Genomic DNA, 16,595 nt, shown 5'->3' with positions numbered 1-16,595 from the left:
GGCCGACCGCGCGGCCCATTCGCCCCGCGATCGGCCCCGCTATTCGGCCCGCTATTCGCCGATGTCGCCGACGTGGTCGCACAACGCCGCGCGCCCGTCGGCAAGGTGGTAGGTGACACCGGCCACCGCGACCGTGCCGTCGGCGATCCGCTCGGCGATCGCCGTGGACCGCGACACCAGCTGCGCCACGGTTTCGCGTACGTGTCGCTCCACGAACTCCTCGACGCGGTTCAGGCCGTCACGGCGGCCCATCAGGATCGACGGCGCGACCCGCTCCACCACGTCGCGCACGAAACCGCCTGGGATGGATCCCTCTTCGATCGCGCCCAGGGCGGCCTTGATCGCGCCGCAGCTGTCGTGACCCAAGACGACGATGAGGGGCACGTTGAGCACGCTCACCGCGAACTCGATGGAACCCAAGACCGCGGTGTCGATGGCCTGCCCGGCGGTGCGCACCACGAACATGTCGCCCAGGCCCTGGTCGAAGATGAGCTCGGCGGCGACCCGGCTGTCCGAGCAGCCGAACACGACCGCGGTGGGACTCTGCCCGGCGGCCAGGCTGGCTCGATGCTCAACACTTTGGCTGGGATGCTGCGGCTTACCGGCGACGAATCGCTCGTTACCCTCTTTGAGTGACTTCCACGCTGTTACCGGACTGGTGTTAGGCATGGCTGCCATCATGCCGGAACAAGCAACGCCGGGTCCGGCATACATATCAGTTACCAATCTTTTGGCCTGGTACGAAACCTCACGCCGCGACCTGCCCTGGCGCGAACCCGGGGTGAGCGCCTGGCAGATCCTGGTCAGCGAGTTCATGTTGCAGCAGACGCCGGTGGCCCGGGTGTTGCCGATCTGGTCGGATTGGGTCCGGCGCTGGCCGACCCCGTCGGCGACGGCCGCGGCCAGCGCCGCGGACGTGTTGCGCGCCTGGGGCAAGCTCGGTTATCCGCGGCGGGCCAAGCGATTACACGAGTGCGCCACCGTGATCGCGCGCGATCACGACGACGTCGTCCCCGATGACGTCGATACCCTGCTGACGCTGCCCGGCGTCGGCAGCTACACCGCGCGCGCCGTCGCCTGCTTCGCCTATCGCCGGCGGGTGCCGGTGGTCGACACCAACGTGCGCCGGGTGGTGGCGCGCGTCGTGCACGGCCTGGCCGACGCGGGCGCGCCGTCCGCGACCCGCGACCACGCCGACGTGTCGGCGCTGCTACCCGACGACGCGACCGCACCGCAGTTCTCGGTCGCGCTGATGGAGCTGGGAGCGACGGTGTGCACCGCGCGCGCCCCGCGATGCGGGCTGTGTCCGCTGGGCCAATGCGCCTGGCGGCGCGCGGGTTATCCCGCCGCGCAAGGACCGCCGCGACGCGTCCAGACCTATGCCGGCACCGACCGCCAGGTTCGCGGCCGCCTGCTGGATGTGTTGCGCGACAAGGATTCCCCGGCCAGTCGGGCCGAGCTGGATGTGGCGTGGCTGACCGACACCGCGCAGCGCGACCGGGCGCTGTATTCGCTGCTCGCCGACGGCCTGGTGACACAGACCCGCGACGGCCGGTTCGCGTTGGCCGGCGAGGGGTAGCGGATCACGCCCGCGGATGCGGCGCGGCCAGGAAAGCCTGCACCGCTTCGCGGTATTGGCCGGGCGCTTCGTCGTGGATCAGGTGACCCGCTTGCGGAACACGCAAATACGTTGTGGCATGGCCGCTTTCGGACATCTGCCGCATCTGGCCCGGCGGCGTGACCGAGTTGCCGGCCTCGATGAGCAGCGACGGGGCGCGCACCGCCCGCCATTGCGCCCAGTAGTCGCGGGTACCCCACTCCGCGGCGATCTCGATCCATCGTGAGGTGTGACCGTGCAGCCGCCACCCGGTTTCGGTGCGGTCGAACGCCTCCAGGAAATACTGCCCGGCGACGGGCCCGAATTCGGCGAATACCTGCTCCGCGGAATCGAATTCGACCGGAAGCGCGTGCAGCCAAGGTTCCCACGGGCCGGTGGTGCGGCCGCGGAAGTCTGGAGCCATGTCCTCGAGCACCAGCGCGGAAACCAGTTCGGGGCGCTGCGCGGCCAGGCACCATGCGTGCAGGGCACCCATCGAATGCCCGACGATCCTGACCCGGGCGCCCAACTCGCCCACCGCGTCGCCCAGGTCGGCCACGAACCGCTCGGTGCTGATCGGGTGCGGATCGTCGACGTCGCGCCCCCGATGCCATGGCGCGTCGTAGCTGTAGACGGTGCCCAGGCGGGTCAGCCACGGCAGTTGACGCGTCCACGTGGTCCCGCGCCCCATCAGGCCGTGCACCAGCACCAACGGCTCGCCGCGTCCCCCGTGACGCGTCAACAAATCGCCGGGCATGTCACCATCTTGCGTGGACCGCCCTCGTTGAACGGCGCGGGGGGCGGGGTAGCCTAGCGGCATGCCGCCTGTGGTGAAGATCAACGCAATCGAAGTTCCCGCCGACGCCGGCCCCGAACTGGAGAAGCGGTTCGCCCACCGCGCGCACGCGGTGGAGAATCAGCCCGGTTTCCTCGGCTTCCAGTTGCTGCGCCCGGTCCAGGGCGAGGACCGCTACTTCGTGGTGACGCACTGGGAGTCCGACGAGGCGTTCCAGGCGTGGGCGAAGGGTCCGGCCATCGAGGCCCACGCCGGCCATCGGGCCAACCCGGTGGCGACCGGGGCGTCCCTGCTGGAATTCGAGGTTGTGCTGGACGTTGCCGCAAACAAGCAGGCTGGCTAGCGGGCGGTCGGCCTGGCGCCGCGCGCTGGCGCTGAGCGCCGCCACCACACTGATCGTCACCTCGGCGCCCGGCTGCGCCCCCTCCCCCTCACCGCAGGCGAACGCGGCAAATCCGGGACGGCAGATCGACACCCGGACCCCGCCCGGCATTCGGGCCCAGCAGACGTTGGACATGCTCAACTCGGACTGGCCCATCGGGCCGGTCGGGGTCGGCACGCTGGCCGCAGCCGACAAGGTCGAGTCGGTGCAGACCACCATGGAGGCGCTGTGGTGGGATCGCCCGTTCACCCTCGACGGCGTCGACATCGGTGCGAGCGTGGCCACGCTGCACCTGACGTCGTCCTACGGTGCCCGCCAAGACATCCGGATCCACACCGACGACGGCGGGTGGGTGGACCGGTTCGACCTGGACACCCGGGCGCCGACGGTCAAGTCGTGGCAGGACATCGACGCGGTGCTGAGCAAGACCGGCGCGCGCTACTCCTATCAGGTCGCCAAGGTCGACGACGGCCACTGCAACCCGGTGGCGGGCACCAACGCCCGCGAATCCCTGCCGCTGGCATCGATTTTCAAGCTGTACGTGTTGCACGCCCTGGCCGGCGCCATCAAGAACGGGACGGTATCCTGGGATGACCAACTGACCGTCACCGACAAGAGCCGGGCCGTCGGCTCGTCGGGTTTGGCGCTGCCCGCCGGGGCCCACGTCTCGGTTCGCAAGGCCGCCGAGAAGATGATCGCCACCAGCGACAACATGGCCACCGATCTGCTGATCGGAAAGTTGGGCACGCAGGCCATCTCCGAAGCGCTCGCCACGGCCGGCCATCACGACCCGGCCAGCATGACGCCCTTCCCCACCATGTACGAGCTTTTCTCGGTCGGCTGGGGCAGACCCGACCTGCGCGGCCAATGGGAGCACGGGTCCCCCCAAGTGCGGGCCCAACTGCTTCAGCAGGCGAATTCCACGCCGTACGACCCGGATCCGATGCGCGCCCACTCACCCGCGTCCTCGTACGGCGCGGAGTGGTACGGCAACGCCGAGGACATCTGCCGGGTCCACGCGGCGCTGCAGGCCGACGCCGTCGGCGAGGCCGCGCCGGTGCGCGAGATCCTGTCGGCGGTGGCGGGTATCCAGCTGGACCGCAACGTGTGGCCCTACATCGGCGCGAAAGCCGGTGGCCTGCCGGGTGATTTGACGTTCAGCTGGTATGCCGTCGACAAGACGCGGCAGCCCTGGGTGGTCAGCTTCCAGCTGACCTGGCCGCGCGACCACGGGCCGACCGTGACCGGCTGGATGCTGCAGGTCGCCAAGCAGGCCTTCGCGTTGATCGCGCCGCGATAGCGCCGGCGCCGCGAGAACCCGCTCGCTACTGCGCGTCCGGCGCCTGCGGCGCGGCGTGCGCTCCGGCCTTTGCCAGGTCCGGCTCGGCCGGCGGCTTGCGGGTGCCGGTGAAGGTGAACTTCGCGTCCTCGCCGGCGCTCTCGCCGTCCCAGTTGTCGACGTCGACCGTGACAACCTGGCCGGGACCGACCTCCTCGAAGAGGATCTTCTCCGAGAGCTGGTCCTCGATCTCGCGCTGGATGGTGCGCCGCAGCGGACGGGCACCCAGCACGGGGTCGAAGCCGCGCTTGGCCAGCAATGCCTTGGCCTTGTCGGTCAGCTCCATCGCCATGTCCTTGCTCTTGAGCTGGTTGCCGACGCGCTGGATCATCAGATCGACCATCCGGATGATCTCTTCGCGGGTCAGCTGGTGGAAGACGATGATGTCGTCGATGCGGTTGAGGAACTCCGGGCGGAAGTGCTTCTTCAGCTCGTCGTTGACCTTCTGCTTCATCCGCTCGTAGTTGTTCTCACCGCCACCCTGGGTGAAGCCCAGGCCGACCGGCTTGGAGATGTCGGACGTGCCGAGGTTCGAGGTGAAGATCAGCACGGTGTTCTTGAAGTCCACCGTGCGCCCCTGACCGTCGGTGAGCCGACCGTCCTCGAGGACCTGCAGCAGGCTGTTGTAGATCTCCTGGTGCGCCTTCTCGATCTCGTCGAACAGCACCACGGAGAACGGCTTGCGGCGCACCTTCTCGGTGAGCTGGCCGCCCTCCTCGTAGCCGACGTATCCCGGCGGGGCGCCGAACAACCGCGACGCGGTGAACCGGTCGTGGAACTCGCCCATGTCGATCTGGATGAGCGCGTCGTCGTCGCCGAACAGGAAGTTCGCCAGCGCCTTGGACAGCTCGGTCTTACCGACACCGGACGGGCCGGCGAAGATGAACGAACCCGACGGGCGCTTGGGGTCTTTCAGCCCGGCGCGGGTGCGGCGGATCGCCTTGGAGACGGCCTTGACGGCGTCCTCCTGGCCGATGATCCGCTTGTGCAGCTCGTCCTCCATGCGCAGCAACCGGGTGGTCTCGGCCTCGGTGAGCTTGAACACCGGGATGCCGGTCCAGTTGCCCAGCACCTCGGCGATCTGCTCGTCGTCGACCTCGGCGACAACGTCGAGATCGCCGGAGCGCCACTGCTTTTCGCGCTCGGCGCGCTGGGCCACCAGCTGCTTCTCCCGATCCCGCAGGCTGGCCGCCTTCTCGAAGTCCTGGGCGTCGATCGCCGATTCCTTCTCCCGGCGCGCGTCGGCGATCTTCTCGTCGAACTCGCGCAGGTCTGGCGGCGCGGTCATCCGGCGGATCCGCATCCGGGCGCCCGCCTCGTCGATCAGGTCGATCGCCTTGTCCGGCAGGAACCGGTCGTTGATGTAGCGGTCGGCCAGGGTGGCCGCCGCGACCAGCGCCGGGTCGGTGATCGAGACCCGGTGGTGCGCCTCGTAGCGGTCGCGCAGACCCTTGAGGATCTCGATGGTGTGCTCCACCGTCGGCTCCCCGACCTGCACCGGCTGGAAGCGGCGCTCCAGGGCGGCGTCCTTCTCGATGTACTTTCGGTACTCGTCGAGCGTGGTGGCGCCGATCGTCTGCAGCTCGCCGCGGGCCAGCTTGGGCTTGAGGATCGACGCGGCGTCGATCGCGCCCTCGGCGGCGCCCGCACCCACCAGGGTGTGCAGCTCGTCGATGAACAGGATGATGTCGCCGCGGGTGTTGATCTCCTTGAGCACCTTCTTCAGGCGTTCCTCGAAGTCACCGCGGTAGCGCGAGCCCGCGACCAGCGAGCCCAGGTCCAGCGTGTAGAGCTGCTTGTCCTTCAGCGTCTCCGGGACCTCGCCGTGCACGATGGCCTGCGCCAGGCCCTCGACGACGGCCGTCTTGCCGACGCCGGGCTCGCCGATCAGCACCGGGTTGTTCTTGGTGCGCCGGCTCAGCACCTGCATCACCCGCTCGATTTCCTTCTCGCGGCCGATGACCGGGTCCAGCTTGCCTTCCATCGCGGCGGCCGTCAGGTTGCGGCCGAACTGGTCGAGCACCAACGAGGTCGAGGGGCTGCCGGACTCGCCACCACGGCCACCGGTGCCCGCCTCGGCGGCCTCCTTGCCCTGGTAGCCGCTCAGCAGCTGGATGACCTGCTGGCGCACCCGGGTCAGCTCCGCGCCCAGCTTCACCAGCACCTGCGCGGCCACGCCCTCACCCTCACGGATCAGGCCCAGCAGGATGTGCTCGGTGCCGATGTAGTTGTGGCCGAGCTGCAGCGCCTCGCGCAGGCTCAGCTCGAGAACCTTCTTGGCGCGCGGGGTGAACGGGATGTGGCCCGACGGCGCCTGCTGGCCCTGGCCGATGATCTCCTCGACCTGGCTGCGAACGCCCTCGAGCGAGATGCCCAGCGACTCCAGCGACTTCGCCGCGACGCCTTCGCCCTCGTGAATCAAACCCAGCAGGATGTGCTCGGTGCCGATGTAGTTGTGGTTGAGCATCCGGGCCTCTTCTTGCGCCAGGACGACGACCCTGCGGGCACGGTCGGTAAATCTTTCAAACATCGGGTTACCTGCTCTCCCTCAACATCGGTACAAACTAGTTAGCGGCCCTTCGAACAACCCTGCCGGTCCCCTGTGGCCGGAATCGCGTACCTGCCATCCACTGTAATGGTCGGCTTGCCGGCGGACCTAACCTTGTGCGGCCTCGTTCGCTGTCGACGCAACTCGGTCGTTCCGGCCCTGATCTCACTTGCGACTGCCTGGGGCTTTACCCGCCGTATCCCAAGAAACGTTGCAACGTCCCAATTCGTTTCCCGCGACGCCCGACCATCGTTTCGCGCCGAGCGAAATGACAAACCGGCGCCCGGGCTTGGTGACCCGGGCGCCGGTTTGAAGACTGTCAGGTTGCGGCGTGGAACGCGTCGATGACGTCGGCCGGGATGCGGCCGCGCGTCGACACGTTGTGCCCGTTCCGGCGAGCCCATTCGCGGATCGCCGCGCTCTGCTCACGGTCGATGGCGCCGCGCCCGCGTCCCGAGCCGGACCGCCCCCGCCGGCGGCCGCCGACGCGGCGACCGGCTTCCACCCACTGCTTCAGATCCCCGCGAAGTTTCGCGGCATTCTTGGACGAAAGATCAATCTCATAGGTCACCCCGTCAAGCCCGAATTCGACCGTTTCGTCGGCTGCGCCGGCACCGTCGAAATCATCGACCAAGGTGACGGTCACTTTTTTTGCCATTGGCTCACCCTCGCATTTCGTCCTGAGCAGTTGCTGAGCAGATTGGATCGACCTCCCCGGTCACCAATCTGCCATAACAACGCAGCATACTCAATCTGTACGGGCGTTGCAGGGTTGAGCTTTTCGACTACGAGTGTGGCCGAACAATGGGGAACAAAACTGTCTCCCGAATTGACAGTCCGGTCAATGTCATCAACAACCGGTCGATACCCATTCCCGTTCCGGTACATGGCGGCATCGCATACTCGAGTGCGGCAAGAAAATCCTCGTCGAGCACCATGGCCTCGTCGTCGCCGGCGGCCGCCGCGCGCGCTTGGGCGGCGAACCTTTCCCGCTGCACGACCGGGTCGTTCAATTCCGAGTAACCGGTGGCCAACTCGACCCCGCGCACATACAGGTCCCACTTCTCGGTGACGCCGGCGATGCTGCGGTGCTGGCGCGTCAAAGGTGTTGTCTCGACCGGGAAGTCCCGCACGAACGTGGGTGCGACGAGCGCGTTGCCCACCGTGTGCTCCCACAGCTCCTCGACGATCTTTCCGTGTCCGTAGCCACGGTCGCGCGGGATCTCGACGCCGAGGCGATCGGCGATGCCGAGCAGCTTTTCCACCGTCGCCTCCGGCGTGATCTCTTCACCGAGCGCCGACGACAACGACGGGTACATTTCGATGGAAGCCCATTCTCCGTCTATGTCGTAGACACTGCCGTCGGGCAGCGGTAGTTGTCGGGTTCCGATCGCCTCGTCGGCGACCTCTTGAATAAGCTCGCGCGTCACAACCGCCGAATCGTCATACGTTCCGTACGCCTGGTAGGTCTCGAGCATGGAGAATTCGGGAGAATGCGTGGAATCCGCACCTTCGTTTCGAAACACGCGATTTAGTTCGAAAACTCTGTCGAAACCGCCGACGACGCACCGCTTGAGGAACAGTTCCGGTGCGATCCTCAAGTAGAGATCGATGTCCAGCGCATTGGAATGTGTGATGAAGGGCCGCGCGGCCGCGCCGCCGGCGAGCGTCTGCAACATCGGGGTCTCGACTTCGAGAAAGCCGCGGCGCTCCAATGCGTTGCGGATGGCGCGGATGACCGCGATCCGCTGCCGGGCCACCGTGCGCGCCTGCGGGCGGACGATCAGGTCGACGTAGCGCTGCCGCACCCGCGCCTCTTCACTCATCTCCTTGTGCGCGACCGGCAGCGGACGCAACGACTTCGACGCCATCCGCCACGAATCGGCCAGCACGGACAATTCGCCGCGCCGTGAGCTGATCACGTTGCCGTGCACGTAGACGATGTCGCCCAGGTCGACGTCGGCCTTCCACGCGTCGAGGGATTCGCGGCCCACCTTGTCGAGGCTGACCATCACCTGCAGCGTGGTGCCGTCACCCTCCTGCAGCGTGGCGAAGCAGAGCTTTCCCGAGTTGCGGGCGAAGATCACCCGGCCGGCGACGCCGACGACGTCGTCGGTCGCGGTGTCGACCGGCAGGTCGGGGTGGGCGGCGCGGACCTGCGCCAACGTGTGGGTGCGTTCGACGGCGACCGGGTAGGGGTCGCGCCCCTCGGCGAGCAGCCGAGCGCGCTTGTCCCGGCGGATCCGGTACTGCTCGGGAATATCTGGCTCGTCGGCACTCACGACGTGCCAGCTTAAATCAACTCTCGTGGCACCTTTGACCGGCGGGCGCCCTAGCGGGCGGTCTTCAGCCGGCCGCGCTGGGCGTCGCGGTTGCGTTCGAAGACCAGCCGCAGGCCGTGCAGGGTCAGGTGCTGTTCGTAATGGCTGACGGTCTGCAGCTCGGGCAGCAGCAGGGGCGCGGTGTGTCCGGTGGCCACGATGGCGACGTCGTCACCGGCAAAGCCGTCCACGTCCTCACGGATGCGTCCGACCAGGCCGTCGACCAGCCCGGCGAACCCGAACACCGCCCCGGCCTGCATGCACTCGACCGTGTTCTTGCCGATCACCGAACGGGGCCGGGTCAGCTCGACGCGGCGCAGCGCGGCCGAGCGGGCCGCCGCGGCATCGGAGGAAACCTGCAGCCCCGGCGCGATCGCGCCGCCGAGGAATTCGCCCTTGGCCGACACGACGTCCACGCAGATCGAGGACCCGAAGTCGATGACGATGGCGGCCTGACCGAACTTGTGAAAGGCCGCCAGGCAGTTGATGATTCGGTCGGCGCCCACCTCTTTGGGGTTGTCCACCAGCAGCGGGATGCCGGTGCGCACCCCGGGCTCGATCAGCACGTGGGGCACCGACGGCCAGTACTGGTCGAGCATGAGACGCACCTCGTGCAGCACCGAGGGGACGGTCGACAGCGCGGCGGCGCCGGTGAGCCGCTCGGAGTCGTCGCCGATCAATCCGTCGATGGTCAGCGCCAATTCATCCGCGGTGATCTCCGATTCGGTGCGAATCCGCCACTGCTGCACGACGTTTGCGTGCTCCTTGGCGCCCGATATGAGCCCGACGACGGTGTGGGTGTTACGGACGTCGATCGCCAGCAGCACGGCTACCGCGCAACGATCCGGGGATCCAGCAGCTCGGCCGCGTCTTCGGGCACGAACGCCGGGTCGTGGCCGAGGTCGACCGGTTTGTTGTCGGCGTCGACGAAGACGATCCGCGGCTGATACGCCCGGGCCTCCGCCTCCTCCATGGTCCCGTACGCGATCAGGATCACCAGGTCGCCCGGGTGGACGAGATGCGCTGCGGCACCGTTGATCCCGATCACGCCGCTGCCGCGTTCGCCGGTGATGGCGTAGGTGACGAGGCGGGCGCCGTTGTCGATGTCGACGATGGTCACCTGTTCGCCTTCGAGCAGGTCCGCCGCGTCCATCAGATCGGCGTCGATGGTCACCGAGCCCACGTAGTGCAGGTCGGCCTGCGTGACGGTGGCCCGGTGGATCTTCGACCTGAGCATCGTCCGTAGCATCAATTCCTCCAAGGTGATTGGGCGTATTCGTGATTGCCGTCCGGCCCTGAGGTGCCGGCGGGTGTTTCGATCTGCATTTCGATGTTGTCCAGCAGCCTGGTGGTGCCCAGCCGGGCGGCGACCAGCAGCCGGGCCGAACCGTGGGCGGGCGCCGGCCCGAGCCCGGCGTCGCGCAGCTCGAGGTAGTCGACCGTGAGCGCGGGGACGGCGTCGAGCACCGCGCGCGCCGCGTCCAGCGCGGCCGCGCCGCCGTGGTGCGCGGCGTGGGCGCCGGCGGTCAGCGCGGCCGAAAGCGTCACCGCCAGTTCGCGTTGCGTGGGGTCGAGGTAGCGGTTGCGCGACGACATCGCCAGGCCGTCGGATTCCCGGACGGTCGGCACCCCGACGACCTGGGCGTCGATGTTGAGGTCGGCGACCATTTGGCGGATCATCACCAGCTGCTGATAGTCCTTCTCGCCGAAGAAGATCCGGTCCGGGCGCACGATCTGCAGCAGCTTGCACACGACGGTGAGCACGCCCGCGAAATGGGTGGGCCGGTGGCGGCCCTCGAGTTCGGCGGCCAGCGGTCCGGGCTGCACCGTGGTGCGCAGCCCGTCGGGATACATCACGGCGGCCGTTGGGGCGAAGACGATTTCGACGCCTTCTTCGCGCAGCAGCGCGAGGTCGTCGTCCATGGTGCGGGGATAGGCGTCGAGATCCTCACCGGCGCCGAATTGCAGGGGGTTGACGAAGATCGAGACCACGACCACCGAGCCGGGCACCCGTTTGGCCGCCCGCACCAACGCCAGATGGCCGTCGTGCAGCGCGCCCATGGTGGGCACCAGCATCACCCGGCGGCCGGTGTGGCGCAGGGCGCGGCTGACGTCGGTGACGTCACGCGGGTTCGGGTACAGGTTGAGTTCGCCCGCCTTGAAGGCCGGGGGTTTTGCTCGGGTCATGGCGCCAGCACCTCCACGACGTCCTGGGGGGCGTGCGCGCGCTGCGCGGTTCGCAGGGCGTTCACCCGATACGCCTGCGCCAGTTCGGGTCCAACCCCGGCCAGGGCCGCCAGATGCCCGGCGACCGCGGCGGCGTCGCCGCGCGCGACCGGGCCGGTGAGCGCGGCCTGCCCGCGTTGCAGGGTGTTCTCCAGCGCCGCCCGGGCCAGCGGGCCGACGATGCGTTCGGCGATGCCGCCCGGCTGGTCGTCGACGGACTGTTGGCCGAGCAGCTCGCTGCCCCGCAGCGCAGCGCGCAGCGCCTCCAGGGCGTCGGCGAGCACGGTCACGATGTGGTTGCCCGCGTGCGCCAGCGCCGCGTGGTAGAGGACGCGGGCGTCCTCGGCGACGCAGAACGGCTCCCCGCCCATCTCCAGGACGAGCGATTGACCGATCGCGTACCCGACCTCGTCGGCCGCCGTGATGCCGAAGCAGGTGTCCGGCAGCCTGCTGATGTCCTCGTCGGAGCCGGTGAACGTCATGGCCGGGTGGATCGCCAGCGGGATGCAGCCCTGCTCGGCCAGCGGCGCCAGGACGCTCACCCCGTTGGCGCCGGACGTGTGGACCACGATGGTCCCGGGCCGCACGGCCGACGTCGCGGCCAGCCCGGATACCAGGCCGGCGAGTTCGCTGTCGGGAACCGCGAGCAGCAACAGCTCGGCGCCGGCGGCGACGTCGGGCGGCGTCGCCACCGGGGTGTCGGGCAGGCGGCGCTGCGCCCGCTGCCGCGACGCATGGGAGATGGCGCTGCACGCCACCACGACGTGGTCCGCACGCTCCAGCGCGACACCGAGCGCGGTGCCCACCCGGCCGGCGGAGATGATTCCCACCTTGAGCCTGGCCGGGCGCAGACCGTCGAACTGCACCATCGCAGACGACCTCACAGATTTCTTGTTCGTTCCGGTCCCACCAGGTGGGTACCGTTCGGTCACCAAGACTCTAGTCGATCACCAGGCGTTTCCCAATGTGAGGAAGCTCCCAGCTCAGCCTTCGCGGCGGCGACGCCGACCGCCCTCGGAGGGCTGCACCTGCAGGCGGGCCAGCAGGTCGGCCACCGACTGGCCGCCAGTGGCGGTGGTCTCCCCGGCGGCGCCGGCGTCCTCGCGCTGGGGATCACCGCCGTGCCGGGGCGTGTGCTCCGGTGCCGGCGGCGGCGCCAGCCGCGGCGGCGGGGGCGCGCCGGCGGGCGGGCCCTGCTGCACCGGGGGCTCGGGCGGCGGGGGCGGCGCCGGGGCCGGTGGCTCGGTGCCGGGGGCGAAACTGCGCACCCCGTAGTCGCGGTACTCCGCCGAGTGGCGTGACCGTGCCCGGCGGCCGGACTCGGCGTAGGGCGGTTGGGGTAGGGGCTCGACGGGCAGGCCGTCCCAGGCTTCGTCTCGGTATTCGTCCCGGGCTTCGTCCCGGGGTTCGTCTCGGGACTCGTCGGGGCCCGAATGCCGCGCGCGCCGGCGCCCGCCCGCCGGTTCCCCGGGGGCGTCGGCACCAGTCCAGTTGCTGCCCGGTGTCCCGGGTGGCAACCACTGGCCTTCCGCGGCCGTCGGCTGCCAGTCCTGGCGGCGCCGCTCCGCCCGGGGCGCAGGCTGTGGTTCGGGCTCCGGCGGGGCCTGCGGTTCGGGTTCGGGTTGCGGTGGCGGTTGCTGGCGGGGTTCGAACCGGGGCTCCGGCGGCGGTGGGGCGTAGGCCGGCTCCGGCGCCGAATACGCGGGTTCTTGGGGCGGTTCGTACTGGTAGCGGGGCCGTTCCCGATGGGGTGGCGGCGGTTGGCGCGGCGGCAGCAGGGGTTCTTCGGGGACGTCGATGATGGCCGTCTCGTCGGCGCGGCCGCGCGGGTTGTCCTGGGGCACCGAGGTGACCCGATCGCTGGGCACCCAATCGACGGGGTTGTCGCGGGGGGTCTCGCCGTTGCGATCCCACTCGCTGTAGGCGCGCTCCGGTTGCGGCTCGCTCTCGACGGTCCCGAGCGCGGGGCGGTGCGCGAGGTCGGTGTCGAACAGGATTTCCAGGCTGGTGCGCAAGGCGCTCAGCTCGGCGCGCAGTTCGGCCAGGTCGTCGGCGGCCTGGGCGCGCAACTCGGAGGCCAGCTCGCGACGCAGCTGGGACTCCACGGTCAGTTCGTATTCGCGCCGGGCCGAGATCTCCCGGTCGAGCTGGAGGTCGTAGACCAGCTTGAGATCGCGGACGCGGGCCTGATCGGCGTCGCTTTGGCGGCGATAGAGCACGGAAACGAAGGCGCCGGCGACTGCGGCCCACAGCGCCAGGATTACAGCGAGCTTGAGGAGTTCCACCCGATTGGTGAAAACCAATGCGGAACTGGCACCTATCGCGAGGACCAGCAACGCGGTCAAGAGCACCCACCCCGGCCTGCGGCCGCCGCGCCGCACCCGGGCGCCGCGGGACAGAACGGTCATGGCCTGACTGTACCTGCGCGAGGTCAATCCGCGTGTCGCCCTACTCCGGCGATTCTCACCTGGGTTGATCCGCCGATCGATCGGCGCTAGGTTTCGGCGCCCTCGCCGCGCTCGGTCGGGTCGTACGGGGACTTGCAGCAATGTTGCAGCCACAGCGCGGCGACCACCAATGCCAGCGCGCTGATGGCCGCCACCACCGTTCCGGTGGTGTCCTCGGCGGCGGCCCGCAGCCAGGACCGGCGCGGCAGGAAGTACACCAGCAGTCCCACCCACCAGCCCAGCATCAATGCCCCCACCCAGGCCGACGCCTTGGCGACCATCAGGCTGCGTGCCACCGCAAGCGGATGCAACCTGCCCCGACCGGGGCCGATTTCGCCGTCGGCGATCTTGGCGCGCACGTAGCGCGCCCACAGCGCCTCGCCGATGGCCACCGCCAGCAACGACAGGCCGGTCAACACCGTGATCGGGGGAAACCACCGGTACAGGCCGTTGACCAGCAGGTAACCCAGCACGGCGGCGCCGACCACCGCGGCCGTCAGGTCACGCTTGCGGGTGGGCCCCATCAGGTTGTGAGCTCGAGCGTCAGGTCGGAGCGCCGTACGGCGGCACGGTCGGCGGGCTCCAGTTCGGCCAGCAACTGCGCGACGGGACGCGGCCCTTCGGCGACCGTCAGCCGAGCGTCCGGGTCGACGGCCAGCCAGGGGATCAGCACGAAGGCCCGCAAATGGGCCAGCGGATGCGGCAGCGTCAGGTTGTTCTCCCGCGAGGTCACCTCGGTTTGCCCGTAACAGGCGATCAGGTCGACGTCGAGGGTGCGCGGCCCCCAGCGCTCGCCGCGGACCCTGCCCGCCGCGCGCTCGAACTCCTGCGCCCGGGCCAGCCAGCCCTGCCCGTCGCAGGCCGGGTCGTCGGCGATCAGCACCGCGTTGAGGAACGGCGCCTGATCGACCCGGCCCCAAGGGTCGGTCTCGTACACCGGTGACACGGCGAGCACCGTGTCCCCCAGCCCGTCGACGACCGACTGCAACCGCGCCAGCCGGTCCCCCAGGTTGGACCCGATGGACAACACCACTCTGGTCATCGGCGCCACTCCTCGATCCCGGCTCCGCACAGGACCGAGCCGGCATCATCGTCGTCAACACGCGTCATAACGGCACCACCGAACCCCGGCCACCGCGCCGGGACCGCCGCACCACCACCGAGACGTCGGCGAACTGCTGCGGGATCGGGGCCTGCGGCTTGTGCACCACCACCTCGACGGCGTGCACGCGTTCGTCGTCCATCACCTCATCGGCGATCTGGGCGGCGACGGTCTCGATCAGGTTTCGCGCGGGTCCCGCCACGACGTCGGCCGCCAGCCGGGCCAGCGCGCCGTAGTCGTAGGTGTCGGTCAGGTCGTCGGTGGCGGCGGCCGACGCCAGATCGATCCACACGGTGACGTCGACGACGAAGTCCTGCCCGCTCGCGCGTTCGTGGTCGAAAACCCCGTGTTGCCCGCGAACCTTCAACCCGCGCAACTCGATTCGATCAGCCATCGTGTTCAGCCAGCCCAGTGTGCGTCTCGTCGTTCCACGCCGCCACGACCTTGAGCGCATCGACCGTGGCGCGCACATCGTGCACCCGTACCCCCCAGGCCCCGTGCAGCGCGGCGAGCGCGGAAATCACCGCGGTCGCCGTCTCACGCCCGTCGGGGGGCCGCGGCGAACCGTCGGGCCCGGCCAGCAACGTACCGAGGAACCGTTTGCGCGACGCGCCCAGCAGCACCGGGATCCCGGTGGCGACCAATCGCGGCAGCGCATGCAGCAGCGCCCAATTGTGTTGTCCCGTCTTGGCGAATCCCAGCCCCGGATCGATCATCAGCTGAGCGGGATCGACACCGGCGGACACCGCGGCGTCGACACTGGCAAGCAATTCGGCGCGCACCTCGGCGACCACGTCACGATAGTCCGGGGCCGCGTGCGGACGCTGCGCCGACACGGAGCGCCAATGCATCAGCACCCAAGGCACTTTCGCCTCGGCCAGCAGCGGCGCCATCGCGGGATCGGCCCGGCCGCCGGACACGTCGTTGACGATCCGCGCACCGCTGCACAGCGCCGCCCGCGCGACGTCGGCGTGCATGGTATCGATGCTCACCGTAATGCCTTGCGAGGAAAGCTCTTTGACCACGGGGACGACCCGGGAGGCCTCGACACGGGCGTCGACGCGCGTGGCACCGGGACGGGTGGATTCTCCCCCGACGTCGACGATGTCGGCGCCGTCGGCGGCAAGCGCCAATCCGTGTGCCACGGCTTTGTCGGGGTCGAGATAGCGGCCGCCGTCGGAGAACGAATCGTCAGTGACGTTCAGAACTCCCATTACCTGCACAGGCGCCAGGCTCACTTCCGCAGGATGAGGTCGAGCGCCTCGGCTCGAGAAGCGGCGTTCGTTTTGAATATTCCGCGCACCGCCGAGGTCGTGGTCGTCGCTCCGGGCTTGCGGACACCGCGCATCGCCATGCACAGGTGCTCGGCCTCGACCACGACGATCACACCGCGCGGATTGAGCTTTTTCACAAGGGCGTCGGCGATTTGGCTGGTGAGCCGTTCCTGCACCTGGGGCCGCTTGGCGTACAGATCGACCAGTCGCGCGATCTTCGACAGGCCGGTGACCCTGCCGTCGTTGCCCGGGATGTAGCCGACGTGGGCCACCCCGTGGAACGACACCAGGTGGTGTTCGCACGTGGAGTACAGCGGGATTTCCTTGACCAGCACCAACTCGTCGTGATCCTCGTCGAACATGGTGTTCAACACGCTGTCCGGATCGGTGTAGAGCCCGGCGAACATCTCCCGGTAGGCGCGGGCGACGCGGGCCGGGGTTTCCCGCAGCCCGTGCCGGTCCGGGTCTTCGCCGATCGCGCACAGCAACTCGCGGACCGCGGCCTCGGCACGGTCCTGGTCGAAGACCCGCATCTTGGACATCGCGGTGTCCGGCAGTGCCAT

Annotated in this window: 18 protein-coding genes; 3 read left to right on the top strand and 15 right to left on the bottom strand. The window is 69.1% G+C overall.

Features of this window, described 5'->3' with window-relative positions; all coding sequences use genetic code 11:
* Positions 1-51: 51 nt before the first annotated feature.
* Complete coding sequence (locus OCU_RS27345; RefSeq protein WP_008263518.1) at positions 52-669, bottom strand: carbonic anhydrase; 618 nt, start codon at positions 667-669, stop codon at positions 52-54.
* On the opposite strand from OCU_RS27345, the gene OCU_RS27340 reads away from it, so the two are divergent.
* Positions 668-1,579: an HhH-GPD family protein gene (locus OCU_RS27340; RefSeq protein WP_029385585.1), complete on the top strand. Its 912-nt coding sequence runs from the start codon at positions 668-670 to the stop codon at positions 1,577-1,579. The two genes, OCU_RS27345 and OCU_RS27340, sit on opposite strands and share 2 nt — an antisense overlap.
* A gap of 4 nt (positions 1,580-1,583) precedes the next feature.
* Here the strand turns inward: OCU_RS27340 and OCU_RS27335 are convergent, their stop codons facing one another.
* Entirely contained in the window at positions 1,584-2,354 is a 771-nt protein-coding gene (locus tag OCU_RS27335) for an alpha/beta fold hydrolase (protein ID WP_009957607.1), read from the bottom strand.
* Between the two features lie 61 nt (positions 2,355-2,415).
* On the opposite strand from OCU_RS27335, the gene mhuD reads away from it, so the two are divergent.
* Positions 2,416-2,736 (top strand): mycobilin-forming heme oxygenase MhuD, encoded by a 321-nt coding sequence (gene mhuD, locus OCU_RS27330; RefSeq protein ID WP_003875625.1) that lies wholly within the window; start codon positions 2,416-2,418, stop codon positions 2,734-2,736.
* Positions 2,711-4,075 carry a serine hydrolase gene (locus OCU_RS27325; RefSeq protein ID WP_009957606.1) on the top strand — a complete coding sequence of 455 codons (1,365 nt, stop codon included), beginning with the start codon at positions 2,711-2,713 and terminating at the stop codon, positions 4,073-4,075. The genes mhuD and OCU_RS27325 overlap by 26 nt, the downstream gene beginning before the upstream one ends.
* Positions 4,076-4,100: 25 nt before the next feature.
* Here the strand turns inward: OCU_RS27325 and clpC1 are convergent, their stop codons facing one another.
* From clpC1 to folE, 13 genes are all read right to left on the bottom strand, one after another.
* The gene (gene clpC1, locus OCU_RS27320) at positions 4,101-6,644 is read right to left on the bottom strand and encodes an ATP-dependent protease ATP-binding subunit ClpC (protein WP_014378990.1); all 2,544 of its coding nucleotides are present in this window, start codon (positions 6,642-6,644) and stop codon (positions 4,101-4,103) included.
* A gap of 337 nt (positions 6,645-6,981) precedes the next feature.
* Positions 6,982-7,320 carry a histone-like nucleoid-structuring protein Lsr2 gene (lsr2, locus tag OCU_RS27315; RefSeq protein ID WP_008263502.1) on the bottom strand — a complete coding sequence of 113 codons (339 nt, stop codon included), beginning with the start codon at positions 7,318-7,320 and terminating at the stop codon, positions 6,982-6,984.
* A 127-nt stretch (positions 7,321-7,447) separates the two neighbouring features.
* Positions 7,448-8,944 carry a lysine--tRNA ligase gene (gene lysS / locus OCU_RS27310; protein WP_008263500.1) on the bottom strand — a complete coding sequence of 499 codons (1,497 nt, stop codon included), beginning with the start codon at positions 8,942-8,944 and terminating at the stop codon, positions 7,448-7,450.
* A gap of 50 nt (positions 8,945-8,994) precedes the next feature.
* A complete protein-coding gene (locus tag OCU_RS27305) occupies positions 8,995-9,810 on the bottom strand; it encodes a type III pantothenate kinase (protein WP_014378988.1) in 816 nt (271 codons plus the stop codon).
* Positions 9,811-9,812: 2 nt separating this feature from the next.
* The gene (gene panD / locus OCU_RS27300; protein WP_041787007.1) at positions 9,813-10,232 is read right to left on the bottom strand and encodes an aspartate 1-decarboxylase; all 420 of its coding nucleotides are present in this window, start codon (positions 10,230-10,232) and stop codon (positions 9,813-9,815) included.
* Complete coding sequence (gene panC, locus OCU_RS27295; protein WP_014378986.1) at positions 10,232-11,170, bottom strand: pantoate--beta-alanine ligase; 939 nt, start codon at positions 11,168-11,170, stop codon at positions 10,232-10,234. Before panC ends, panD begins: the two co-directional genes overlap by 1 nt.
* Positions 11,167-12,078, bottom strand: a complete 912-nt coding sequence (locus OCU_RS27290) for a Rossmann-like and DUF2520 domain-containing protein (protein ID WP_014378985.1) — start codon at positions 12,076-12,078, stop codon at positions 11,167-11,169. The genes panC and OCU_RS27290 overlap by 4 nt, the downstream gene beginning before the upstream one ends.
* 114 nt (positions 12,079-12,192) lie before the next feature.
* A complete protein-coding gene (locus OCU_RS27285; protein WP_014378984.1) occupies positions 12,193-13,617 on the bottom strand; it encodes a DUF6779 domain-containing protein in 1,425 nt (474 codons plus the stop codon).
* An 86-nt stretch (positions 13,618-13,703) separates the two neighbouring features.
* Positions 13,704-14,180: a DUF3180 domain-containing protein gene (locus tag OCU_RS27280; protein WP_008263488.1), complete on the bottom strand. Its 477-nt coding sequence runs from the start codon at positions 14,178-14,180 to the stop codon at positions 13,704-13,706.
* Positions 14,180-14,698, bottom strand: a complete 519-nt coding sequence (gene folK, locus OCU_RS27275; protein ID WP_020188684.1) for a 2-amino-4-hydroxy-6-hydroxymethyldihydropteridine diphosphokinase — start codon at positions 14,696-14,698, stop codon at positions 14,180-14,182. The genes OCU_RS27280 and folK overlap by 1 nt, the downstream gene beginning before the upstream one ends.
* Positions 14,699-14,762: 64 nt before the next feature.
* Positions 14,763-15,152: a dihydroneopterin aldolase gene (folB, locus tag OCU_RS27270; protein ID WP_008263472.1), complete on the bottom strand. Its 390-nt coding sequence runs from the start codon at positions 15,150-15,152 to the stop codon at positions 14,763-14,765.
* Positions 15,145-15,996, bottom strand: coding sequence for a dihydropteroate synthase (gene folP, locus OCU_RS27265; RefSeq protein WP_085976422.1), 852 nt, complete (start codon positions 15,994-15,996; stop codon positions 15,145-15,147). Before folP ends, folB begins: the two co-directional genes overlap by 8 nt.
* Positions 15,993-16,595: a GTP cyclohydrolase I FolE gene (folE, locus tag OCU_RS27260; RefSeq protein ID WP_014378981.1), complete on the bottom strand. Its 603-nt coding sequence runs from the start codon at positions 16,593-16,595 to the stop codon at positions 15,993-15,995. The genes folP and folE overlap by 4 nt, the downstream gene beginning before the upstream one ends.

Origin of the sequence: Mycobacterium intracellulare ATCC 13950, assembly GCF_000277125.1 — a bacterium.
GTDB classification, from domain to species: domain Bacteria; phylum Actinomycetota; class Actinomycetes; order Mycobacteriales; family Mycobacteriaceae; genus Mycobacterium; species Mycobacterium intracellulare.
The sequence above is the reverse complement of the archived record's forward strand: the minus strand, read 5'-3'. Positions and strand labels throughout refer to the sequence as shown.

What these genes read in the sequence shown, in the direction of transcription:
- OCU_RS27340 (WP_029385585.1), top strand. Translation starts at nt 668, where the DNA reads ATGGCTGCCATCATGCCGGAACAAGCAACGCCGGGTCCGGCATACATA.
- OCU_RS27345 (WP_008263518.1), bottom strand. Translation starts at nt 669, where the DNA reads ATGCCTAACACCAGTCCGGTAACAGCGTGGAAGTCACTCAAAGAGGGT.
- OCU_RS27335 (WP_009957607.1), bottom strand. Translation starts at nt 2,354, where the DNA reads ATGCCCGGCGATTTGTTGACGCGTCACGGGGGACGCGGCGAGCCGTTG.
- mhuD (WP_003875625.1), top strand. Translation starts at nt 2,416, where the DNA reads ATGCCGCCTGTGGTGAAGATCAACGCAATCGAAGTTCCCGCCGACGCC.
- clpC1 (WP_014378990.1), bottom strand. Translation starts at nt 6,644, where the DNA reads ATGTTTGAAAGATTTACCGACCGTGCCCGCAGGGTCGTCGTCCTGGCG.
- lsr2 (WP_008263502.1), bottom strand. Translation starts at nt 7,320, where the DNA reads ATGGCAAAAAAAGTGACCGTCACCTTGGTCGATGATTTCGACGGTGCC.
- panD (WP_041787007.1), bottom strand. Translation starts at nt 10,232, where the DNA reads ATGCTACGGACGATGCTCAGGTCGAAGATCCACCGGGCCACCGTCACG.
- panC (WP_014378986.1), bottom strand. Translation starts at nt 11,170, where the DNA reads ATGACCCGAGCAAAACCCCCGGCCTTCAAGGCGGGCGAACTCAACCTG.
- OCU_RS27290 (WP_014378985.1), bottom strand. Translation starts at nt 12,078, where the DNA reads ATGGTGCAGTTCGACGGTCTGCGCCCGGCCAGGCTCAAGGTGGGAATC.
- OCU_RS27285 (WP_014378984.1), bottom strand. Translation starts at nt 13,617, where the DNA reads ATGACCGTTCTGTCCCGCGGCGCCCGGGTGCGGCGCGGCGGCCGCAGG.
- OCU_RS27280 (WP_008263488.1), bottom strand. Translation starts at nt 14,180, where the DNA reads ATGGGGCCCACCCGCAAGCGTGACCTGACGGCCGCGGTGGTCGGCGCC.
- folK (WP_020188684.1), bottom strand. Translation starts at nt 14,698, where the DNA reads ATGACCAGAGTGGTGTTGTCCATCGGGTCCAACCTGGGGGACCGGCTG.
- folB (WP_008263472.1), bottom strand. Translation starts at nt 15,152, where the DNA reads ATGGCTGATCGAATCGAGTTGCGCGGGTTGAAGGTTCGCGGGCAACAC.
- folE (WP_014378981.1), bottom strand. Translation starts at nt 16,595, where the DNA reads ATGGCACTGCCGGACACCGCGATGTCCAAGATGCGGGTCTTCGACCAG.